23 protein-coding genes and 1 rRNA gene are annotated in these 23,555 nt (G+C 35.6%); 7 read left to right on the top strand and 17 right to left on the bottom strand.

The window, feature by feature from the left end:
• The first annotated feature begins 158 nt into the window (after positions 1 to 158).
• Both metH and OQK60_RS10285 read left to right on the top strand, forming a co-directional pair.
• Positions 159 to 3,650, top strand: coding sequence for a methionine synthase (gene metH, locus OQK60_RS10290; protein ID WP_297686723.1), 3,492 nt, complete (start codon positions 159 to 161; stop codon positions 3,648 to 3,650).
• 103 nt (positions 3,651 to 3,753) lie between these two features.
• Entirely contained in the window at positions 3,754 to 4,335 is a 582-nt protein-coding gene (locus OQK60_RS10285; protein WP_297686721.1) for a YceI family protein, read from the top strand.
• Between the two features lie 36 nt (positions 4,336 to 4,371).
• On the opposite strand, the gene OQK60_RS10280 is transcribed toward OQK60_RS10285, so the two are convergent.
• The 7 genes from OQK60_RS10280 to glmM all read right to left on the bottom strand — a co-directional run bounded on the left by OQK60_RS10280 (position 4,372) and on the right by glmM (position 11,359).
• Positions 4,372 to 5,883, bottom strand: a complete 1,512-nt coding sequence (locus OQK60_RS10280; protein WP_297686719.1) for a YifB family Mg chelatase-like AAA ATPase — start codon at positions 5,881 to 5,883, stop codon at positions 4,372 to 4,374.
• A gap of 85 nt (positions 5,884 to 5,968) precedes the next feature.
• Positions 5,969 to 6,496 carry a peptide deformylase gene (gene def, locus OQK60_RS10275; protein ID WP_297686717.1) on the bottom strand — a complete coding sequence of 176 codons (528 nt, stop codon included), beginning with the start codon at positions 6,494 to 6,496 and terminating at the stop codon, positions 5,969 to 5,971.
• 20 nt (positions 6,497 to 6,516) lie between these two features.
• Complete coding sequence (locus tag OQK60_RS10270) at positions 6,517 to 7,563, bottom strand: GGDEF domain-containing protein (protein WP_297686715.1); 1,047 nt, start codon at positions 7,561 to 7,563, stop codon at positions 6,517 to 6,519.
• A gap of 9 nt (positions 7,564 to 7,572) precedes the next feature.
• A complete protein-coding gene (gene clpP / locus OQK60_RS10265) occupies positions 7,573 to 8,169 on the bottom strand; it encodes an ATP-dependent Clp endopeptidase proteolytic subunit ClpP (protein ID WP_297686713.1) in 597 nt (198 codons plus the stop codon).
• Between the two features lie 4 nt (positions 8,170 to 8,173).
• A complete protein-coding gene (tig, locus tag OQK60_RS10260) occupies positions 8,174 to 9,475 on the bottom strand; it encodes a trigger factor (protein WP_297686711.1) in 1,302 nt (433 codons plus the stop codon).
• 92 nt (positions 9,476 to 9,567) lie between these two features.
• Positions 9,568 to 10,026 (bottom strand): signal peptidase II, encoded by a 459-nt coding sequence (gene lspA, locus OQK60_RS10255; protein WP_297686709.1) that lies wholly within the window; start codon positions 10,024 to 10,026, stop codon positions 9,568 to 9,570.
• Positions 10,019 to 11,359, bottom strand: coding sequence for a phosphoglucosamine mutase (glmM, locus tag OQK60_RS10250; RefSeq protein ID WP_297686707.1), 1,341 nt, complete (start codon positions 11,357 to 11,359; stop codon positions 10,019 to 10,021). The genes lspA and glmM overlap by 8 nt, the downstream gene beginning before the upstream one ends.
• A 144-nt stretch (positions 11,360 to 11,503) precedes the next feature.
• Between glmM and rpsT the strand changes: the two genes are divergently transcribed.
• Entirely contained in the window at positions 11,504 to 11,764 is a 261-nt protein-coding gene (gene rpsT / locus OQK60_RS10245) for a 30S ribosomal protein S20 (protein WP_297686705.1), read from the top strand.
• 12 nt (positions 11,765 to 11,776) lie between these two features.
• Complete coding sequence (gene prfA / locus OQK60_RS10240) at positions 11,777 to 12,844, top strand: peptide chain release factor 1 (protein ID WP_297686704.1); 1,068 nt, start codon at positions 11,777 to 11,779, stop codon at positions 12,842 to 12,844.
• A gap of 7 nt (positions 12,845 to 12,851) precedes the next feature.
• Here the strand turns inward: prfA and dapF are convergent, their stop codons facing one another.
• The 3 genes from dapF to OQK60_RS10225 are packed head-to-tail and all read right to left on the bottom strand — an operon-like array spanning position 12,852 to position 14,750.
• On the bottom strand, positions 12,852 to 13,601 hold the full coding sequence (gene dapF / locus OQK60_RS10235) for a diaminopimelate epimerase (RefSeq protein WP_297686702.1): 750 nt from the start codon (positions 13,599 to 13,601) through the stop codon (positions 12,852 to 12,854).
• Between the two features lie 10 nt (positions 13,602 to 13,611).
• Positions 13,612 to 14,205 (bottom strand): dephospho-CoA kinase, encoded by a 594-nt coding sequence (coaE, locus tag OQK60_RS10230; RefSeq protein WP_297686699.1) that lies wholly within the window; start codon positions 14,203 to 14,205, stop codon positions 13,612 to 13,614.
• Complete coding sequence (locus OQK60_RS10225; RefSeq protein ID WP_297686697.1) at positions 14,205 to 14,750, bottom strand: spermidine synthase; 546 nt, start codon at positions 14,748 to 14,750, stop codon at positions 14,205 to 14,207. Before OQK60_RS10225 ends, coaE begins: the two co-directional genes overlap by 1 nt.
• A gap of 160 nt (positions 14,751 to 14,910) precedes the next feature.
• Between OQK60_RS10225 and OQK60_RS10220 the strand changes: the two genes are divergently transcribed.
• The 3 genes from OQK60_RS10220 to purM all read left to right on the top strand — a co-directional run bounded on the left by OQK60_RS10220 (position 14,911) and on the right by purM (position 17,630).
• A complete protein-coding gene (locus OQK60_RS10220) occupies positions 14,911 to 15,093 on the top strand; it encodes a DUF2892 domain-containing protein (protein ID WP_297686695.1) in 183 nt (60 codons plus the stop codon).
• A gap of 57 nt (positions 15,094 to 15,150) precedes the next feature.
• On the top strand, positions 15,151 to 16,488 hold the full coding sequence (locus tag OQK60_RS10215; protein ID WP_297686693.1) for an FCSD flavin-binding domain-containing protein: 1,338 nt from the start codon (positions 15,151 to 15,153) through the stop codon (positions 16,486 to 16,488).
• 143 nt (positions 16,489 to 16,631) lie between these two features.
• Positions 16,632 to 17,630, top strand: coding sequence for a phosphoribosylformylglycinamidine cyclo-ligase (gene purM, locus OQK60_RS10210; RefSeq protein WP_297686691.1), 999 nt, complete (start codon positions 16,632 to 16,634; stop codon positions 17,628 to 17,630).
• Positions 17,631 to 17,668: 38 nt separating this feature from the next.
• Here the strand turns inward: purM and OQK60_RS10205 are convergent, their stop codons facing one another.
• The 7 genes from OQK60_RS10205 to rrf form a co-directional block, all read right to left on the bottom strand.
• Positions 17,669 to 18,517: a hypothetical protein gene (locus tag OQK60_RS10205; protein WP_297686689.1), complete on the bottom strand. Its 849-nt coding sequence runs from the start codon at positions 18,515 to 18,517 to the stop codon at positions 17,669 to 17,671.
• Positions 18,514 to 19,527, bottom strand: a complete 1,014-nt coding sequence (locus OQK60_RS10200) for a hypothetical protein (RefSeq protein ID WP_297686686.1) — start codon at positions 19,525 to 19,527, stop codon at positions 18,514 to 18,516. The genes OQK60_RS10205 and OQK60_RS10200 overlap by 4 nt, the downstream gene beginning before the upstream one ends.
• Before the next feature lie 201 nt (positions 19,528 to 19,728).
• A complete protein-coding gene (locus tag OQK60_RS10195; RefSeq protein ID WP_297686684.1) occupies positions 19,729 to 20,310 on the bottom strand; it encodes a DUF302 domain-containing protein in 582 nt (193 codons plus the stop codon).
• A gap of 262 nt (positions 20,311 to 20,572) precedes the next feature.
• Positions 20,573 to 21,853 (bottom strand): outer membrane protein transport protein, encoded by a 1,281-nt coding sequence (locus tag OQK60_RS10190; RefSeq protein WP_297686682.1) that lies wholly within the window; start codon positions 21,851 to 21,853, stop codon positions 20,573 to 20,575.
• Between the two features lie 363 nt (positions 21,854 to 22,216).
• The gene (locus OQK60_RS10185) at positions 22,217 to 22,534 is read right to left on the bottom strand and encodes a hypothetical protein (protein WP_297686680.1); all 318 of its coding nucleotides are present in this window, start codon (positions 22,532 to 22,534) and stop codon (positions 22,217 to 22,219) included.
• The gene (locus OQK60_RS10180; RefSeq protein ID WP_297686678.1) at positions 22,531 to 23,043 is read right to left on the bottom strand and encodes a hypothetical protein; all 513 of its coding nucleotides are present in this window, start codon (positions 23,041 to 23,043) and stop codon (positions 22,531 to 22,533) included. The genes OQK60_RS10185 and OQK60_RS10180 overlap by 4 nt, the downstream gene beginning before the upstream one ends.
• Before the next feature lie 187 nt (positions 23,044 to 23,230).
• Positions 23,231 to 23,346, bottom strand: a 5S ribosomal RNA gene (gene rrf, locus OQK60_RS10175).
• Between the last annotated feature and the right edge of the window lie 209 nt (positions 23,347 to 23,555).

Below are 23,555 nucleotides of genomic sequence, written 5' to 3'. Positions count from 1 at the left end.
TGTATCAAAAAAACTATTAATCAACAATTATAATATTAATTATAACTCATTATTATTTTTATTATTTTAAAATATATGAGTAATAAAATGAAAAAGCCTATTTTATGCTCAAGTTTGATAAAATACCGATCATTATTTTATATCAAAAGATTTTTTACATGTCAACAAAAGAATATATTTTAAACACTATTAAAAATCGTCCGCTGATCATAGACGGAGCCATGGGCACTCAACTGCAACAAAGAGATGAGCAAATTCCTAAAGAGGCGTGGGAGGCAAATGAGGGTTGTAACGAACTTTTAAATGTTACATGCCCTGAAGTTCTTAGTGAAATCTTTAGTGCCTATTTGACTGCCGGTGCTGACTTTATAACAACAAATACCTTCGGCTCTTTCTCTTGGGTTTTAGATGAGTACAAAATAGGAAATCGCGCATACGAATTAACAAAAGCCGGAGCCGAGATTGTAAAGAAAGAGTGTGACAAATTTAGCACTCCCCAGCATCCTAGATTTGTTTTAGGTTCAGTTGGACCCGGAACTAAACTCCCATCTCTTGGACATATAACTTATGATGAGATGTATGAGGGTTATACAGAGTTTTGTAAGGCACTAATTGACGGAGGTGTTGATGTCTTTTTACTAGAGACATGTCAGGACCCTCTTCAGATAAAAGCAGCCCTTCATGCGTGTGAGGAGGCTTGCAGAGTAAAAGAAGTTGAGATTCCTATTATGGTCTCTGTAACCATAGAACTTAGCGGTACTATGCTTATCGGAACAGATGCCGAGACAATTGCTACAATTTTAGAGCCTTTTGATATTTTAAGTCTTGGCTTTAACTGTGGAACAGGTCCTGAGCAGGTACTAAAGCATGTAAAAACTCTAAGCGAGGTATGGCACAAACCTATCTCTATCCATGCAAATGCAGGTCTTCCTCAAAACCGTGGTGGATATACTTACTATCCAATGGGTCCCGATGAATTTACCCAGCAACAAGAGAAATTTCTTGAATTTGACGGAGTCTCATTTTTAGGCGGATGTTGCGGGACTACACCTCAACATATTCGTGTACTGACTGACAGAGTTACAAACATAGCACCTAAACCTGCTTCTGGTTCTCACAAAAACTCAATTGCTTCACTTTTCAACACAGTACCTCTTATGCAAGAGCCTGCTCCGCTTCTAGTCGGTGAGCGCTCTAATGCTACAGGCTCAAAAGCTTTTCGTGAACTGCTTTTAGAAGAAAACTATGAAGGCACACTAAGTGTAGCTCAACAGCAAGTTCGTGCAGGAGCGCATGTTATCGATGTAAATGTCGGTTTTGCAGGTCGTGATGAGACTAAAGATATGAATGCGGTTATGAAGATGTATGCTCAAAAAATCGCTCTTCCTCTTATGCCCGACTCCACTCAAACTACAGGGCTTGAGACTGCTTTAAAAAACATCGGCGGCAAGCCAATCTTAAATTCTGTCAACCTTGAAGACGGCGAGCCAAAGTTTGATGAAGTGTGTCAGTTAGCTAAAAAATACGGTGCAAGTCTTGTTTGTCTTACAATCGATGAGGCTGGAATGGCAAAGAGCATAGAAGATAAACTCAAAGTTGCAGATAGAATCATAGACTTAGCCACCAATAGACACGGGATTAAAAAAGAAGATTTAGTTTTTGATGTACTTACATTTACACTCGGTTCCGGTGACGCTGAGTACTTTGAAGCTGGCATAAACACCATCGAAGCCATAAGACAACTACGCATTAAGCATCCTGAGGTTGGAGCGATACTGGGCCTCTCAAATATATCTTTTGGTCTTGACAAAGATGCAAGACCTTACTTAAACTCAATGTTTTTACACCACTGTGTGCAAGCCGGTTTGACATCAGTTATCATCAATGTAAAACATATCATACCGCTAAATAAGATTCCTCAAATAGACCAAGATATATGTGATGATCTTATCTTCAACCGTAAACCAAACGGCGAAGCACTTTTTAACTTTATTGAGCATTTTAGCTCAAAAGAGGCTGTTGACAACGATGCTGTAGATGAAGCATACTTAGCCATGAATGACGAAGAAAAAATCGCTAAACTTCTTATGGACGGCGACAAAGACAGGATGATACCATTGGTTGAAGAGGCTCGCCATAGGATTGCTCCTGAAAAAATTGTAAATGAGATTCTTATCGATGCTATGAAAGTCGTGGGTGAACTTTTTGGTTCCGGTCAGATGCAGCTTCCTTTTGTACTTCAATCTGCTGAGACTATGAAAAAGACAGTTGACCACCTCAATCCTTATCTGCCAAAGGTTGAAAAAAGCGTAGACACAACACTTGCCCTAGGAACAGTAAAAGGTGATGTTCATGATGTCGGTAAAAATCTTGTAGATATCATCCTCTCCAACAACGGCTTTAAAGTTGTTAACCTTGGTATCAAGGTTGAACTTGATGAGTTTATACAAGCTATGAAAGATTCTCATATCTCAGCTCTTGGTTTTAGCGGTTTATTGGTTAAATCAACACAAGTGATGCAAGAAAACTTCAAACTTTTAAAAGAAGAGGGAATTAACATTCCTGTTTTAATTGGCGGAGCAGCGCTTACTCGTAGCTTTGTTGATGATTTTTGTCGTCCTTTTTATGACGGTCCAATCTTTTACTGTAAAGATGCTTTTGACGGTGTAACTGCTATGAGCCGTATAGAAGCCGGTAACTTTGATACTGATATTCATGGTAAAGAAGGCGAAGAAAAAGTAGTTAAAGAGAAAAAAGAAATCATTATCCCTCCGTTTTCTGAGTTGAAAATGCCGTCTCGCGATGTAACTGTTCCAACTCCTCCATTTTGGGGCAGACGCGAGATAAAACTTACAGATGCTCAAATAGAAATGGCTTTTGAGTGGATAAATCATAAACTTCTTTTTAAATCTCGTTGGGGTTACAGCTCAAAAGGTATGAGTAAGGAAGCTTATGAAAAACAGCTTGATGAAGTCGTATGGCCAGCGTATCACAAACTAAAAGCGCAATTTATCGATGAAAAACTTTTTGAACCGACTGTGCTTTACGGTTACTGGCCATGTAGAAGTGATGACAATACACTTCTTATTTTTGACGAGAGTGAAGGTTATAACTCGGCTGATGAAATCAACCGTGAGCATCTTGAACATGTCATTGGCAGAGCAAGAGAGCAGTTTACTTTCCCTAGACAGTCCAAACAGCCTCACCGCGCACTGAGCGACTTTTTTCACTCTGACAGACATGATGTTATAGCTTTAACATGTGTAAGCGCTGGAGCTAAGCTGAGTGATGCTGAGAGAGAGATATATGACAGAGGCGACTATACGGAATATTATCAGTTTCACGGACTTGGTGTTGAGCTAGCTGAAGCCTTAGCCGAGATAGCTCACAAACAAATAAGACTCGATTTAAACATCTCTGAAGGCGAAGGCAGTAAACTAAGTGATGTGCAGATGAACAAGTACCAAGGAAGTCGCTACTCCTTTGGTTATGCAGCTTGCCCTGATTTGGAACTAAATCGTCCTCTGTTTAATCTCTTAAAACCCGAAGAATTCGGGATTGAACTAAGTGAGACTTTTCAGATTCATCCTGAGCAGTCTACAAGTGCATTAGTTGTTTACCATCCAAATGCAACTTATTACAATATATAGCTTTTTGTAATACTTCTTAAACTTTGTCATTAGTTGACAAAGTTAACACTTTATTTGTGTAGTTTAGTTGTATAATCATTTAAACAAAATGAAGGATTGAAAGATGAAAAAGTTGCAACTGATAATTGTATCGATGCTCTTAGGAGCAAGTTCGTTGTTTGGTGGTGAGTATAAAGTTGACCCTTCTCACACTAATGTTACATTTTCTGTGAAACACATGATGATTAGTACCGTAAATGGAGAGTTTCAGAGCTTTGAGGGAAGTTTTGAGTTAGAAGATGAGACAAACAAACTTGTAGCTTTAAGTGGAGAGATGGATGTTGAGTCAATAAATACAAATATTGAAAGAAGAGATGCACACCTAAAATCAAGTGAAATTTTCAATGCTGAGGAGTACCCGCAAGTTACTTTTGTTCTTGATAGAGTCAAAGGTGATAAAGCCTATGGAAAATTAACCATAAAAGGCATAACAAAAGATGTTGAGCTTGAGTATGAATTTGGCGGTACAGTGACAGACCCATGGGGAAAACAAAGAGCAGGTCTTAGCCTAAGCGGAAAAATTGACAGACGAGATTACAATATCACTTGGAATCAAGCGTTAGAAGCAGGCGGAGTTGTTGTTAGCGAAATAGTAAAACTAAATATAGAGATACAAGGTATCTTAAAATCAGAAGATGATTTTTAGTCTATAAAGCAGCTATTTTTCGGTTAGGGCAAGACCCTAACCTCTTCTTCTATAACTCAAAGCCTCTAAAATATGACTTTTTTCTATTATTTCGCTGTTATCTAAATCAGCGATAGTCCTGCTTACTTTTTGAATCTTTTTTATACTTCTAAAAGAGAGTGCAAATCTATCAACTGCTATATCTAAAACATCTTGTGCCTCAGAATTTAGCATACAAAACTTCTCTATATCAGCATCACACAGCTTTGCTGTAAAATTTCTTTGTCCTCTGTTTTTCACTCTTTTGTGAACTTCTATAACTTTTTCGTGCATCTCTTTTGAGCTTATGCCGGCTGTGTCGTTTGAATTTACATGTTGCATTACAACGCTCAAATCTATCCTATCTAGAAATGGATCAGAGAGTCTGTTTTTATATCTTTGAATCTCTAACTCACTACATCTACACTCCTTAGCATCATTTAAGAGATTGCCGCAAGGACATGGGTTCATAGCACTTACAAAAAGAAAATCTGCGGGGTATTCAACCTTTGCATTTACTCTGGATATTCTTATTTTATTATCTTGCAGAGGTTCTCTGAGAGCTTCTAAGACACCCTTGGAAAAGTGCGGCAGTTCATCGAAAAACAGAATCCCTCTGTGTGCCAAACCAACTTCTCCAATACGGGCTTTATGACTTCCACCTCCAAATATACTTGCACTTGTTGAGGAGTGATGAGGGGCGCGAAAAGAGCGAAGAGGCTTAAACTCAGGCTCTTTTGCTTCAAGTGCATCAAGTTTTGCAATATCCAAAATATCATCACTGCTTAATGGCGGCAATATATATCTGAGTCTCTGAGCAATCATACTTTTGCCACAACCGGGACTTCCCTCAAGAAGTATATTATGAAACCCTGCAGCAGATATAAGAGCTGCTCTTTTAGCGATTTCTTGTCCTTTAACATCCAAAAAATCTTCTGTGTATTTATCATCAAAATAGTACTCTTCATTGTTTGACATGTAGGATGGATAATCTATCTTGGAGTGTTGCAGATTTGGTGTGGCACTCTCTTGATTTTTAAGCAGCTCAATTGCTTCATCAAGAGTTTTAACTCCGTAAAACTCAACATCCGGAATCTTTGAGAGTTTTTCAAGAGAGTCAAACGGAACCATCGCTTTTTGAATTCGTTTTTGATTTGCAAGGGAAAGTATAAGCGGATATAGTTGTATATTTTCTTTAACGACTCCGTCAAGTCCCAACTCACCAAAAACAAACCATTCACTCAAATCATTTTGTAAATAATCCAACGCAATAAGCAAAGCCATACTCAAGTCAAATTGTGAGCCTTCTTTTTTTATATCACTGGGTGCTAAATTTATCGTTATTCTTTTTGGAGGAAATGAAAAATCATTACTCAGCAGTGCAGATTTTACTCTCTCTTTGGCTTCGTTAATGGACGCGCTTGCCATTCCTACAACACTAAATGACGGCAAACCTTTTGTGAGAGTTGACTCTACATGTACAACTTTAGCATCTATGCCTTCGTATGTGGCGCATGTGACCATCTTCATGATTGCAACCTATTTTTAAGTTGCTAATATTTTACTATTTTAATTTTGACATGTGAAAGAATATGACATTTTGTCATAAAAGAAGTTATTTATTTTGGAGTTTTTTCTCTTTTTGAGCTTTTTTATACTCTTTTTCAAACTTTTTTCTGCGAGAGTATGAAAGTTTATCTATAAACAGTATGCCGTTTAAGTGGTCTATTTCATGTTGGATAGCAATACTAAGTAAGCCATTGGCTTCAATGATTTTTGTGTTACCGTCTCTATCTTGATAGTTTACCGTAATAGTCTCAAACCTATTTATATCTTCATAAAAACTAGGAACACTTAAGCAGCCTTCTTGGTATGTTGTTTCCCCGGCTTTATGCGTTATAACAGGGTTAACCATCTCAATTAAGTCATCTATTGATTGTTCATCTTCTTCATCTGGTATATTGAGTATCAAAACCTGTTTTGCATGTGCAACTTGAATAGCTGCAAGTCCGATTCCATTTGATTTCATCATAATTGTATACATTGCATCTAAAAGTTCATGCAAATCTTTATCAAACTTCTCTACGGCCTTTGATTTTTCTCTTAATCTACTATCTGGATACTCTACTATATTTAACTGCATATATATTTTCTATCAACCTCTTAAGTGTTTCTAAGTAAAACTGCAAAGTCTATTTTTGGGTCTTCGTATGCTTTTTCAATACCATCAATCGAACTAACAACAATTTCCTCAACTGAATTGTTCTCTGTAATATCTGTAATACCTATAGAAATCTTCAATTGTATCTCTCTGTCACCCAAAAAGAAGTTACTATTTGAGACCAGCTCGCAAAGTCTCTCACTAGCTTTTTTTGCACTGTCAATATCAGTGTGCTTCAGAAGCATCGCAAAAACGCCGCCGCCATAATGAGCAACTATGTCACTTCTTCTTGATGTTTTGAGAAGGAGTCTAGCAATAGTTTTAGTCATAAGCGCAATAGCTTTTTCATTATTTACACTATCTCTAAGATCACGAGCAAGCTCTATCATTATCAAAGAACTTTTGTGTTTATATTTGCCAATAAGTTCTATCTCTTGTTCAATTTTTGTCAGTAGATTTCGTTTATTGAAAACTCCATATTGATTATCAAATATTGTCTCATTTTCTACATTTTTGACAATTTGCGCAGTCTCATCATACATGATTTTCATGCTAGAGCTTTGCTTTTTCAAAATCCCGCTCAATTTTGAGATATCAGCTTCGAGAGAATCTACTATACTTCTTGCATCTTTGTTTTGTGAATCATCATTAAGCTCTTGCTTTCGTTTATCAAGTATTTTTGTCATTAAAGATATGTTTTTATAAAGGTTAGCCGTAACTCCCAAAATATTTTTAACTGATGAAAAACCTTTTTTAAGATTTTGTTCTAAAATAATACTATTTTCATCTTCATTACTCTCTTCAAGCTCAAGTATCGAGACTATCTCTTGACGAGTATTTTGGCTTTTATCTTCTAGATGTCTATCAAAGTAAAGTGAAAAATTATTCGGTGTTGCTGGCAGGCCGTCTTTTATTAATGCAGCCAAGACTTCTTTTGAATAAGCCTCTAAATCACTTTCAGGATCAATAGTACTCTCTTGGTCTACACCATTTGAAGTATCTGCATCTTTATTTGTTCGACGCGTTCTGCTTCTTAAAGCTCCTGCCATATCAACTCCTTAATCTTTACTTTTAACTTTTTTAACTAATACTTCATCAATCATACCATATTTTACAGATTCTTCAGCACTCATGAAGTTATCTCTATCGGTATCTTTTTCGATTTGCTTAATACTTTGACCTGTATTTTTAGCTAAAATAGCGTTAAGTTCCTCTTTCATACGAAGAATTTCTTTAGCCTGAATTGCGATATCTGTTGCTTGACCTTGGGCACCGCCAAGAGGCTGATGAATCATAATTCTAGCATGTGGAAGAGCATATCTTTTACCCTTCTCACCGCTTGAAAGCAAGAATGCTCCCATTGATGCAGCTTGGCCTATGCATATTGTTGCTATATCCGGGCGGATATAGTTCATAGTATCAAATATTGCCATTCCGGCAGTAACGACTCCACCTGGAGAATTTATGTAGAAATAGATATCTTTTTCCGGATCTTCTGCCTCTAAAAATAGCATCTGTGCTACTATTGATGAAGCAACTGCGTCGTTAACTTCGCCGCTAAGCATAATAATTCTATCTTTTAAAAGACGAGAATAAATATCGTAAGAACGCTCACCACGACCTGTTTTCTCAACTACATAAGGAATATAACTCATCTAATTATGCTTCTTTCATCTTTGAGTTAAGGATCTGAGTAAGAACTTTATCCTCAACCATTGACATTTGAATAGCAGGTAAATAACCAGCTTCTTTGTACTTATCATATGCTTCTTTTGGATCTTGACCCATCTGCATTGCTTCATAGTAAATAGTCTGCATTACTTCATTATCTTCAACTTTAATGCTCTCTGCAGAAGCTAATGCGTCAATGATAAATGTTGCTTTTACACTTTTTTGCGCTTCATCTCTGAAAGTCTCACGAAGTGCTTCTAGTTTATCGTTGTTATCACGAAGCTCTTGTATCTCCTCTTCACTCATTGTGCTAGCTTTTTTGTTAAGTGAAACATCTATCTCTTGGTCTACAACAAACTCCGGTAAATCAAAGTTGATTTTAGAAACAAAAGTCTCTAAAAGTGCCGGTTTTAAATCCTCGTTGTAAAGTTTAGCAACTGCTTCTGCTTGAAGTTGAGCTTTTATTTGAGCTTTTAGGTTCTCTAGTGTAGGATTGTCTTGTCCTGCAAGCACTTTCTCAGCAAGAGCGTCATCAATCTCTACTTTTGTTTTTTCTTGGATATTATGAACAGTTACTTTAAATTCAGCATCTTTACCAGCTAGCTTCTCTCCGCCGTAATTCTCAGGAAAAGTAACTTTTACAATTTTCTCTTCACCTATTTTCATGCCGATTACCTGATCTTCAAAACCTGGGATAAACTGACCTGAACCAAGAACTAATGCAAACTCTTTAGCTGCTCCGCCTTCAAATAGTTCACCATCGATTGAACCTTCAAAATCAAGAATTACACTATCGCCTTCTCTTGCCATTCTTTTTCTTTTAAGATCAACAAACTTGCCTTGAGAATCAGCTAACTGCTCAAGTCTTTTTTCAACATCTTCATCACTTACTGCTGGCTTATCAAATTCTTCAACCATTTCAGAGTACTTACCTAGATCTATTTGTGGTCTAAGAGCTACTTTTACAATAACATCGATTTTATCATCACTCTTTACAAATTTAGAGATATTCGGCTCACCGATTAATGATTCCATTGCAATTTTCAACTCATCAAGACCTTTGTTTAAAACCGCACGAAGAGCTTCTGCTTCTGCATCTTGAACAAGCTTTTCACCATACTGTTTTTTTACTACAGATACAGGAACTTTGCCTTTACGAAAACCTTGAACTGAAGCTGTTTTTGCTAACTCTTTAGCTATTTTTTCTAAGTTTGCATCTATTGCTTCTCTTGGGATTGCTGCTTCTATCTCAGCATTAGCACCGTCAATTTTATTTGTTTTGATTTCCATCAATTTCCTTTATTTGTGTTTTTAACTACACTGTTATTTAACTATTATTTTTAGCAATATTACCCAAAATCTGCTTTTATCTATCTTTAGGCTTAATTTTTACAAAGTTTTGGTTTGAAATGTAGTATTAAAAACCAGACAACAGCCACATTAATCATAACATCCGCAAAATTAAATACTGCAAAATCAAATCCACAGTGCCAATAGACCATATCTACAACACCTTCGTGAATAAATCTGTCATATACATTTGAAAAAGCACCACCGAGCATAAGCCCTGCCGGAAACGCATAACACACCTCTTTTAGGTATAAAACATATATCAACACACCTGCTATTAGTACCAACTGGATATATTTCAACCACTCATCTAAAAATGCAAACATCGAAAATGCTACACCTTTGTTATAAACCAAAATCAAGTCAATACAATCAGTATAGTATCTCCAGCCATCCACAAAAAGTGTTTTAATGTTTTGGTCAACAATAAAAACACCTGCTATTGTAAAAAACAGTATTACTACCAAGCGAAGAGTTTTATTTTTATGCATTTAAAACTTTTTTGAAAAACTCTATCATATCATCCATATGTAGATTCATCTCTTTGGCATCTTTACACTCCAACAAAACTCTTAGTTTGTTTTCTGTTCCAGAGTAACGAATAAGATGGCGAATACCTTTTTCATCTAATTCTTTTAATTTTTTATCCAGTCCCTCTATTTCACTAAGTGGTTTTTTGGTTTTTATATTTATGTTGGTTAGTTTTTGAGGGTATAAGCTAAACGGGCGAAGAGCCTGAGATGCTTTTTGATTTGTTTTTATCAAAAGTGCTAATGTTTGAAGCGCAGATACAAGGCCATCTCCGGTTTTTGCATAATCACTTATGATTACATGTCCGCTCTGTTCACCACCAAAGTTTATGCTCTCTTTTTTCATAATTTGCAGAACATTTTTGTCTCCAACATCTGAACGAAACAGCTTCAAACCTTTTTCTTTCATAAAATCTTCTAAACCTTGATTACTCATAACGGTTGAAACGATACCGCCGCCCTTTAAAGTGCCGACATCATTCATATATGAGCCGAGTGCACCAAGAAGCTGATCTCCATCAACAACCTCACCATTTTCATCAACTATAACAAGCCTATCTGCATCGCCATCAAGTGCTATCCCCAAATCTGCTCTATATTTAACCACACTTTCACACAAATCTTTTGTATGAAGGGCTCCACAATCCTGATTTATGTTGAAACCGTCTGGTTTATTGTGCAACACTATAACTTCTGCACCTAGTTCTTCCAATACTGTCGGTCCCACAATATATCCTGCACCATTTGCAGTATCTAAAACTATTCGCATATTTGCAAGAGAAATATCTCTGGGAAATGAATTTTTAAGTTGAACTATATAACGACCGACAACATCATCGATTCTTTTAGCTTTACCAATATTTTTTGCTCTTGTTTGTGCTTCTAGAAGTTTGTCTTCATTAAGATAAATATTTTCTATCTCTTTTTCGACACTCTCTGAGAGCTTATCTCCACAACCGTCAAAAAACTTTATTCCGTTATCTTCATAAGAGTTATGGGATGCACTGATCATAATACCGGCATCACAACGCATATTTTCTGTAATAAAAGCAATTGCAGGTGTAGGCATAGGTCCTATCTGAATTACATCATAGCCAATAGCAGTTAAACCGCTGACTATAGCATTTTCTATCATGTAGCCGCTTCTGCGAGTATCTTTTCCGACTAAAATTTTATTAGTTTTAGAATGAGCTTTAAAATAAATCCCCGCTGCCATTGCAACTTTCATTGCAAGTCCGGCTGTTAAAAAAGTACCGGCTTCGCCTCTAACTCCATCAGTTCCAAATAATTTCATACATATTCCATAATTTAAAGTCCTGTATTTTAACATAATTAATTCATTAAGTTGAAATTATTGCTATTTACCTTGGCTTTAACTTAATTTTAATTATATTTAAGCTAATATTCTGCACTAAATTTTTATGAGAAGGACTCATACATGGCAAATCACAAGTCATCAATTAAGAGAATTCGCCAAACTATCGTTCGTACAGAGCGTAATCGTTTCTATAGAACTCGTCTTAAAAACATCGTTAAGGATGTTCGTTCTGCAGTTGAAGCAGGGAACAAAGAAGACGCTACATCAGCAATGACAGTAGCAAACAAACAAATTCAAAAATTTGTAAGCAAAGGTATCTTGAAAAAAGAGACTGCTGCTAGAAAAATAAGTCGTCTACACAGAGCTGTAAACGCAATATAAGGTTAACAGTTAATGTTAGCCGATAAACTTACCCCGTTTATCACCCGTTATAATGAACTTAGCCAACTGCTAAGTTCTCCTGACATAACTTCTGACATCAAAAGGATGACAGAACTTTCAAAAGAACAATCTTCACTTTTACCAATCGTTGAAAAAGCAAAAGAATATAAAGCTTTAATTGCTGATATCGCTGATACTAAAGAGATGCTTAGTGACCCTGAAATGGGCGAAATGGCAAAAGAAGAGTTAAAAGAACTTGAGCCTAAAAAACCACTGCTCGAAGAAGAGATAAAGCTTCTTCTTCTACCAAAAGATCCCAACGATGATAGAAATATTATTGTTGAGCTTCGTGCCGGTGCCGGTGGTGATGAAGCTGCTATTTTTGTCGGAGACCTTTTTGATGCTTATACTCGCTATGCTGATGTTAAAGGCTGGAAAGTTGAACTTTTGAGTACTTCTCCATCAGATGCTGGCGGCTTTAAAGAAGTTATTGCGCTTATAAAAGGTGATCAGGTCTATAGCAGGTTGAAATATGAAGGCGGAACACATAGAGTGCAGCGTGTTCCGGCAACAGAATCACAAGGGCGTGTCCATACCTCAGCAATTACTGTTGCGGTTATGCCTGAAGTTGATGATGTAGAAATTGAAATAAATGAGAATGACCTTAAAATCGATGTTATGCGTTCATCTGGCTGTGGAGGACAGAGTGTAAATACTACAGATTCTGCTGTTCGTATAACTCACTTGCCAACTGGCTTGGTTGTAACAAATCAAGACCAAAAATCTCAACATAAAAACAGAGAAAAAGCCATGAAAGTTCTAAAAGCCAGACTTTATGACTTAGAGATGCAAGAAGCACAAGCAAAAGATAGTGCTCAGCGCTCTGCTCAAGTTGGAACGGGAGACAGAAGTGGAAGAATTCGTACATACAATTATCCACAAAATCGTATTAGTGACCATAGAATTACTCTAACACTATACAGACTAAATGAGATTATGCATGGTGGACTTCTTGATGAAGTTATAGAACCTCTTATTGCAGACCATCAAGGAAAAATAGTTGAGGCTGCCGGTCTTTAATCCCGATTTATTCGGGATTGTACTCTGCTGAAAAAGTATTTCTAACTTCTCCACGAAAAGTAATCGTTTTATCATTCATACCCAAATAAAGAGTATCTCCGCTTCTTGGATAGACTTCTATATTATTATCAACTTTTTTTTCCATATATACTCTGTAAAAGCCTGCCGCCATTCCTGTTCCGCATGCTAGAGTCTCATCTTCAACACCGCGTTCATAAGTTCTAACTTTAATATTTTTATTTTCATCAACAAAAACTATGTTTACATTTGCATTATATTTATATCTAAGCTCTCTTGCTTCATTGATATCAAAATCTTCTATATTATCTGTAATATTTACCAAGTGAGGTACACCTGTATTTACAAGCCACCAAGATTTATTATTATGCTCAATCTCGGTTTCTAAAACTTCTGGAGGAGTTAGTTCACTTAAAACCATATTTTCGTCAACTTCTGCACTAATTACACCCGCTAGCGTTAAAAAGTTCATTTTTTTGGGCGCTAGTTTATGTTTATATGCATAATGAGCAGCAGCACGACTTCCATTTCCGCACATCTCAGCACTGCTTCCGTCAGAGTTATAAAACTGCCATTCAAAATTACATTTATCGTGAGGAACTATTACTATTAACCCATCAGCTCCAACACCATTTTGTCTATGACAAATCTCTTTTGCAAGATCACTTCTATCTTCTTTAACATCTGAATGAAAAATTACAAAATCATTTCCGTTTGCACTATATTTCTCTATTTTCATTAACAGCACCTCATAAATATTTGGCCTTAATTTTTTCAACGAAATCTTCAACCTCTTGTTGTAGATGCTTTAAATCTTTAGAATTATCTATAACCCAGGTAGCTCTTTTTTTCTTCTCTTCTATAGACATTTGTGAGTTTATTCTATTTAAGGATTCCTCTTTTGAGTAGCCATTTCTCTTCATAAACCGCTCAAGCTGAATCTCGCTTGGAGTATAAACAACCACACACTCTTTTATATCATATGCACCATTTTCAAAAAACAAGGGTATATCAATAAGGTAAGGGAACTTAAATTTGTCCTGTTTTACACTTCTTTTTTCTATCTCGTCTCTTATTTTAGGATGCAAAAACTCTTCTAGTTTCTTTTTGGCCTCAACATTTGAAAAAACCAAACTACCAAGTTTAGCTCTATCAACTTTTGAACCGTTAATGTATTCATCACCAAAATTTTCTTTTACCCAAGAAGCAGAAGCATCTAAAATTTCATGAGATATGCTGTCTGCGTCTATTACTCTCATACCATTTAGTGCAAGAAGGGATGCTACGGTACTTTTGCCTGTAGCAATTCCTCCGGTTAAAGCGATAGCATACTTAAATGCCATTAGTTTTTAATACTGCCTAAGTAAGCTTTTCTTATATAATTACCCATAGCAAATGCAGCAGGGTGAATGTCACAATTGTAGTAGCTTAATCCATCAAGCATATCCGCACGATGAAGATTTATATCTGCTGTTGGATGATACTCTTTTGAAGATAGTAATGCAGTAGAGCCATTGCCTAAATTGTACGGCATAATCACTTTAAAATAATTTCCAAGCATTTTCATTATGTTTTTATTTTCTTCCACCTCATCTAAAGAAGGATGAGTTGTGACAAACTGTCCATCATCTCTTAAAACACGGTTTACTTGTGAAAACAGTGCTGGATCACTTGCCATCTCAGATACTATGACATCATATGCATTATCTTCAAGTGCACTTATTTCACTCAAACTACATGTGATTACTTTTACATTGGTCTCGCTGTGTCTAGCTGCCTCTACACTTAATAAATCTGCATTATCACTAATAATTAAAATATCGTTTGCTTCTTTACTTGTACATACTGGAACATGTATCATCATTTCTGGATAAATAAATTCTTTCATTTTCAAATTTCCTATTTTATTAATTAAAATGGATTTTAGCATATTTGGATTAAAAAGCTTTAAAAAGCTGAAATATTACATTAATTTAAGCCTTAATTGATAATAGTCTATTAATTTCATGTAATAATAGATATAATTTCAAAAAATAAAAGGAAGAAAAATGAATTATGACAAAATAAGAAGCTTTTGTAGTAAATTTCGTATTGTACTAGGCTTAGCACTCATTGCTGTAGCAGTTATCTGGGACAATGCATGGTTTTATTTAGGAGTAATTCCTCTAATTGCGGGGCTTGTTAAATTCTGTCCAATCTGCATAATCAGTAAGAAGTGTTCTCCTAAATAAGCAATTGGTAAGACTTAAAATGATAATATAATCACAAATTATATATAAGGCTTTATCATGGCTATTTCACGAAGAGAAGTTTTGGCGTTATCAGGATTAGCAGTAGCGACTTCCGCTTTTGCCGGTAATAACGATAGCTTGAGCACTCCAAAACAAGATACTGACTACAAAGCACCTCTGCCTGACACAGATAAACCTAGAGTGGTGGTTGTAGGTGGTGGGTGGTCCGGGCTGTCAATTGCAAAGAACACAAAAGTATTTGCTCCGGATGCAGAAGTAATCCTAGTGGAACAAAGACATGAATTCACATCATGCCCTGTCAGTAACTTATGGTTAGTAGATAAGGTTGAGCTTGAGTTTTTAAAACATGATTACCTCCAAGCTGCTAGAAACTACAACTATACTTACTTTCAAGCAACGGCAATCGGACTTGACAAAGAAAAACAAATCTTACAAACTAGTAATGGAAATATAAAATATGATTACCTGGTTTTTGCTCCGGGAATTGACTATGATTACTCTCGGTGGACAGAAGATATAGCTTTTGAAAATAGACTCAGACATGAGTATCCGGCTGGTTTTATTCCAGGTTCTGAGCATATTACATTAAAAAATAAAATTTTAAACTTCAAAGGTGGAAATTTTATAATGACTGTTCCCTCTGGAAATTACAGATGCCTTCCTGCTCCATATGAAAGAGCTTGCATAGTTGCTGAGTACTTTAAACAAAACAAGATAAAAGGTAAAGTTATTTTACTTGATGAGAACAACACAATTACTATTAAAGAGAAAGGTTTTCAAAGTGCATTTGATGAGCTTTATGCTGATTATCTTGAATATCTTCCTAGCTCTCCTATCAATGAAATTGATTTAAATAATAAAATCGTATATACCGAATTTGACGAGTTTGAGTTTGAAGATGCATCTTTTTATCCACATGTAAGAGGTGCTAAAATCTTAGAGAGAGTTGGCTTAGCAAAAGATGCTAAAAATATGATGGAAGGAAATATCAACCCTTTAACATATGAAGCCGTTGGTGCAAAAAATGTTTTCATTACCGGCGATGCTCGCCCAATGGGCTTTTCAAAGTCAGGAAACACTGCAAACTCTGAAGGCTTAATCGTCGCTCAAAACATTGCACAAAGAATCAACAAAACAGCTGTATTAGCTTGGGAACCTCCAACCACAACCTGTTTTTCAGCCATATCTACCGCACCTGAAAAAGCTATCTACATTTATACTCAATACTCATATGACAAAAAGACTAAAGCATTTGATTTTGCCGGAACACTAAGCAGTGAAGACTGGAAAAAAGACGGTAAAACAAATGGGAATTCTATATACGGCTGGGCAACAGCTTTATACTATGACATGTTTGGAGATAAAAATTCCTAAACTTGATTTATGCTCCAATAAGATATAATTCCACACTAAAAAGTTAGTAGAACTTTATCTCACCGTAGGTGAAGCTTTAGTGACTGAATAAGGTTTGGACTTTGCTCGAACTTTATGAGATAAAAATAGTATGGAGCCATTAAATGAGCCAAATTAGTTATAAAGATGCCGGTGTCGATATAGATGCCGGTAACAGTTTTGTTGAAAACATCAAACCATTAGTAAAATCTACAAAAATTCCGGGTGTTTTAGGTGGTATAGGATCATTTGCCGGTGCATTTGAACTTCCTACCGGATTCAAAGAGCCTGTAATGCTTGCCGCAACCGATGGTGTTGGCACAAAACTAAAACTAGCAATTGACTCCGGCATTCATAATACTGTAGGAATTGACTTAGTTGCTATGTGCGTTAATGATTTACTTTGTAACTTTGGTACTCCCTCATTCTTTTTAGACTACTATGCTACCGGTAAACTTGATGTTAATGTGGCTACCAATGTAGTTGCAGGCATAGCTGAGGGTTGCATAAGAAGCGAATGTGCTCTTATCGGCGGTGAAACTGCTGAAATGCCTGGAATGTACTCAGAAGATGATTATGACCTTGCAGGCTTTGCTGTGGGAGTAGCTGAGAAATCTGAGATGGATAGAGTTTCATTAGTTCGTGCCGGACACAAGCTTATAGCACTTCCAAGTTCTGGACTTCACTCAAATGGCTTCTCTCTAGCTAGAAAGGTTCTCTTTGAAAAAATGGCTATGAAATTTCAAGATGATTTCAATGGTAAACCTCTAATAGAAACTCTTTTAGAACCTACAAACATTTATGTTAAAACTTTTAAAGCCTTAAAAAACGAGATTGTAGCAATGGCGCATATTACCGGTGGCGGAATTATCGAAAACTTGCCTCGCGTTCTTCCTGAGAATTTAATGGCAGAGGTCAAAAAAGATGCTATAAAAGTTCTTCCTATCTTTGAGCTAATGAGTAAACATGTAGATCCTGATGAAATGTTTAGAGCATTCAATATGGGTGTCGGTATGGTACTTGTAGTTGAGGATAGAAATGTTGATACTGTTTTAGGCAAAGCAGAAGGTTCTTACCTAATAGGTGAGATAAAAGAGGGAGATAGAGAAGTTGTAATGATATAGTCATTACACTCTATTTAGACTTTATTGCTCCGCGCTAACTACTTCTTAAAAGGTTTTGTTAAATCTTTGATAACAGAATCCGGTGTACTCATAATCCCCATAAATCCATCCATATCAAGTAATGGATAGTTTAAAGCGATATAGTATTCGCCTTTTAAAATCTTAGCTTTTGAATTTTCTATAGATATACTCCAAGGTAATAGTCCGGCATTTGCGCGTCCAATCTTTTTAGGAAATCTTGTAGTACCGCTGCCAAGAGCATATCCGATAAGTGTTGATGTCTCAGAAAGTTTAAGTTCAAACACAAAGTTTTTACCTTTTTTGTATGCTTTAGCTTTGGCAAGCAAATCAGCATTTGATCCCCTGCCAATAACTTCTTGGTCTTTGTATTTAGGCATACCGATTGAAAAATGAAAATTTGCCAAATCTGCATACTTCATTTTATCAGGAGAGTTTTTAAGTCCGCTAAAGACAGACTTTATTTTATCTGCTACTGCAGAAAACTTAGCATGATTATAATACTCCTGCATATATGCTCTTGCAAAATAAACCGGATTGGTAATACTGATAGTTTGTTCTTTCTCATCTATAAACATACGCATAACAGCAGCATAAGCACGACCGGGTCTAGCAGCTTCAGCTTTTAATGTTGGGCATGTAAAAATTATTGTTTTGGCTTTTTCAATCGACTTATAGCTTGCCACTATCTCAAACCCTGCTGCTTCAAGTTTTGAAGCTGCTGTATCGGCATCAATGTACGCACCTTGAAAGTATGTAAACGAATCACCTGTTGGCTCACTAACAGCTTGAACACTAGCGCTTTTAGTAGTGCAACCAAAAAAAGTTAAAATCATTACACCAAAAAAAGCTGTCAATAATTTTTTCATACCTCTTTTGCTCCTAAACTAATCATTATTTCTCTTATTTTATCGTCCATAGCTTTTATAAATTTAATTTTCTTTGGATCTGTAATTTTTCCAAATGTTATCCAGTTATTTACGCTTGGCATACCAATTTTTAAAGTATTAGAATCTTTTTCTAAATACATGTACATTGAACATGGAGCAGAAACACCTAGCACTGGATACTGCCATACATTAAATACTGTGTACGAAAATGTAAAATGACAAAGAGAATAAACCCAATAAGCATCAAATCTATCATGCTCCATATCTTCATCATCCCAATACTCAACAAAGTCTCTTTTGCCGGCAATGATATACTCTTCATTCTCAAATGCTTTTTCAAATTTATCCATAAAATCAAATTTAGCATATAAAATATCATTACCTCTGTCAAAGGGAATTTCAAACTCCATCATAGTCTTGTCATTAAGTTTATCTATCTCAATATACTCAACTTCCCCGCCCATACCCTCATCAGTAGCATCAGATAAAGCATCAATCATTTTAGTAAAAGATTTTCTTACCTCTGGATCTTTAACACCGGTTATATCTAACATAGCTTGAGGAGTTAAAGTACCGACATAAGTCTTATTTTCACTCTTTTTTTTATAAATAAGATAATTAAGTGGAGCAAAACCGCCAAGCTTTGGTTCCTTTAAAAGTAGAGGAAGCATAGCCTCTTCATTTGAAATTGTGATAAATCCAAGGTTGTCCAAATTGGCAACATAGTCATCTTTAAATTGAGGATTTGCTTTACCGTTGTCTAATAGTTTTGTACCATAAAATTTACCATACCAAAACTCAATACCAGGGTGAATATCTTTTGGTGTAAAACCTGCATCTTCTAAGTCAACTTCCAAGATTTCGTTAAATGCAGCATTTCTCTCTTTTACATCTCCCTCAGATACATTTAATCTGATAGCTTCATAAGCAAATGCCATCGTTACAGTTAACGATAATAAAACCGCTGTTTTCATAACTATTTTGAGCATGCTGTTCCTTTATGATTTAAATTCATCGCGTGATACTTTTATCACAAAGAATCTGTAAATATTATATCATACAAGTTTATAATTTGTAATATTAATTATTTAAATTATTTTTTTTGATTAAAGTGGGATATAAGAAGATTTTCACGCAAAAGCGTGAAAATATAACAGGGAGAATTCTTAAAATGACAGGTTAGCTAGTTGCTACTCACCTGCTGCAGCCATGCGTGGAATCTCTTCCATAGCCGTTTTAACAGATTTCATATCTTCAAGTAAATCTGGACTAATTGGTTTTTTATCTGTTCCACCGTAAAGCGCAAGTGTCATATCCATAGAGATAAGATATCTATCACCATTTCCATACTCTACATACACAATTCTACATGGCATAAAACCACCATAATAACGAGAGTGGTTGAACATTTTCTTAGCAATACTTAAAGAACAAAATTCACCGATTCTAGCGTGTACTATTTCATCAGGTTTTCCATTTTCGATTGTAAACATGTTTTTCTCGCCAACAAATCTCATGTTGTATTCACCGGCATACTCTCTCATAGCTTCAAATACATCTTCTTCGCTAACATCATCAGCAACTTTCCACTCTTTCATCATAGCTTGAGCCGGATCACCTGTCTTAGACAGATTGCCCATCATTTCCGCATAAGCAGTTTGTGCCTCTGATGGAAACCCCATATACGCTACACCCATTTTCATCATCGTACAACCACTAAACATAGTTGCAATTAAAATAGGAGACAATCCTATTAGTATTCTTTTTAACATAAGTTTCCTTTTGATTTAACTTAATCGTGTGATACAATTATCACAAAAATCTGAATAATTATATCATACAAATCTGTAATTTGTCTGAATTATTAGGATTTATTAAGCACTCTCAGCTTAAATTGGTATATATAGAAGTATTGTTTTAACTTATAATTTGATTGTTTTGTTATTTTAAATAGCCAAAAGTATAATTTGATTGTTTTTTGAAAGAAATATGCCGTCCCAAAGGACGACATGTAGAAATTAAGAAATAAATTTCTTAGAAAGCGTAGTTAACTTGAACACTGTAACTTTGCTCAGAGTGAGTACTTTTAATATCTTCACCCGTAAAGCCTTTAAATGTTTCAGTGTTTTCTAAACCATATACTACAGCTAAATCCATAGACAGTGTCTCATTAAATGCATAAGTGCCACCAAAAGATATGTGAGACTCTTGAGTGCCAGGGAAACCAAGTAGGTTAAATGTGTTTGTTAAAGAAGTTCCAGTAATACCCATTCCAGCCATAGCTGTAGCATGAGTTGCATCAATTGCTAAATTTTTTCCACTATTATCTTGAACAGCGGACTCAGCATATTGGTAACCTGCGCGAAGAGCCCAACCATCAGTTGCATACTCATAACCGATTGCAATTACATCTTGATCTTCCCAACCAAAATCTTTATAACCCTCAGCATCTTCCCAGTTAATATTTTTATAGTCAAGCGCTACTGTGTGCTCGTTCATTGTATAACTTACACCTACACCCATTTCTGCCGGTGTAGCCATTTCATTGATTGTAGTACCACCAGAAGAAGGTCCAACACCAAAACCATCCAATGCAGTATTCATTACATCTTTTGTATCGAACTTGATTTCAGATTTATACATAGCACCAAAAGTTAAACCATCTGTTTCATAAGCTACACCAAGATTTAAACCTAAAGCTATATCTTGAGCAACACCAGAACCAATCTCGCCATCATCACCAGGAATTATAAAATCAGCTGGTTGAGTATATTGAATATCTAATGATGAGTATTGAACAATCGGCGTAACACCAATGCTAAAACCGCTATTAGTATATGCTATTGGTAGACCAAATTGCATAGTTTGAAGTGCTGTTACCATACTAAATGTATTTTCTGTTACATCTCTATAATCAACACCTAAACCACCAGTACCCCACATACCGATACCCCAGTACCAGTTATCATTAATCTTACTAGCTAAAGATACAGTTGGAATAACAAAAAAGTCTGAATCACTAGTTTGTTCAGCACCAACAGATCCACTAGGTAGGTTAGTTGTACTAGCTTGAACTTCAATATCTGGCATAAAAACAGTACCACCAAATGATACTTCATTATCACCTTTAATAGTAGTAATTAAAGCCGGATTATTGATGCCTGATTCAGCACCAAAACCAGTAGCTATACCAACACCACCCATTGCACGAGACTTAGCACCGATTCCTATCATTGTTGAACCGTTTGTTGCAAATGCAGAAGTTGCACCTAAAGCTAATGCAGCTACCACTGCTAATTTAATTGTTCTTTTCATTTTCTCTCCTACGAGTATTTTAGAATAGAAGTATTATAGGTGGTTAATTTTTAACTAAATCTTAAACGAATAGTTAGCAGCCATAAGAAAAACTAAATAGTATTATCAAAACAGCTATAAATATAAATAAAAAATATAAATAAAATAATAATTACATATAATATAGGCAAATAAGGCTGATTTTATAAGTAATTTCTATATTTAAAAATTATTATCGTTATGTAGGCTTGAGATTACGATTTGTGATAAAAATATAACATCGTGTAGTTCTGTAACACTTTTGTTATAAATCTGTGTTATATTGATATGCAAAGAGTCTTTAGAAGTGTACTACTTAGACAATGCCTTAATTTAGGGCTAAGTTTATTGTCCAAGTAGATTTATTTTGTTTTCACTGAGACCGCCAAAGAGATGTCCGCTTGAGTCTTGTAGAAATTCTTTTGCTGTTTTTCCGCTTGCTATATCTGCTTTTTGTTGCTCTTGGACAACTCTGTCTATGTCATCTGAACTTTTAGCATTAAAAACTTCTTCGGTCACTACTAGAGGTGCTGTATATGTATCTGATTTGATTAACTTAACTTCATTTTGCGAATATCCGCCAAAAAAACGCGTAGTGTCATCTGTAGTTAAATCAGCATTTAAACTGATGGCAAGTATACTAAATAAGATTATCTTTTTCAATTGAACACATCCTCATCGGAGAACCAAAGAATCCAAGAGTACTTCTTAACTTCACTTAAATCTGTAAGTTCATCATTTTTAAGATGATAGTACTCATATACTACTGATATTTTTCCATCTTTAGCTGCATCAATATATGCTTGCGGAATAATTATTTTATAAGATTTTGTTCCGGCTCCAATACCTCTGTTGTCAGCATTATCTAAAGCCAACACACCGTAAAGCTCTTTATCGTTATTAGGTAGCTTAACCATTACATGCTTAGCATTAAATCCAAGCGCACGGTTATAGCCTTTGATAAGCTTAGTTCCACTTTTGTTAAAAGAGTGGTAATGCACTTCACTTACAAAAGGAGTCTCAAACTCTCCGCTTATTGTAAAACTACCGTCTCTGGCTGTAATAACTATGTCTTTATTTTCTATCTTACCGTTAGGGATTGGAGTTGTATATGTAGAACCACATCCTGTAAATAATAGTAGTGTAGCCAATAGGGTAAATATATATTTCATTGCATGCCTTAAATATAATATATAAAATGATAGCATTTTAAAGATTAGTTTTTGATTTGTACAAAGAAGTTAATTACATACAATTTTTTATTTAATTGAGACACGAATAAACGAAGTGTACTTTCGTACATGAGTTTTTTTGTAACGATAAGTAAATGAAAAAGTGTGTGTAAGAATAAATTGACCAACTAGGCAGCGACCTACATTTCCAATCCTGAAAGGATAAGTATTATCAGCGATGAGAGGCTTAGCTTCTGGGTTCGGAATGGGACCAGGCGTTTCCCTCTCTCTATAGCCACCTAGACAATCAAGTCTAAATTCATCGAAATGCACTTAGACTTGACTGCAATAGTCAATTTGAGTGAGTTTAATGATTTCTCATTAAAGTATAATTGTTAAAGTCAACAGTTTTCCTAAATAACACTTTCACAGACACTTCCCATCTCAAAGAGATTCTTCAGTCGCCACAGCGGCGCCAGCGGAGCAAAAGGGACTTGTTCCTTTTACGGGAT

Origin of the sequence: Sulfurimonas sp., assembly GCF_026196735.1 — a bacterium.
GTDB lineage: Bacteria > Campylobacterota > Campylobacteria > Campylobacterales > Sulfurimonadaceae > Sulfurimonas.
The sequence above is the reverse complement of the archived record's forward strand: the minus strand, read 5'-3'. Positions and strand labels throughout refer to the sequence as shown.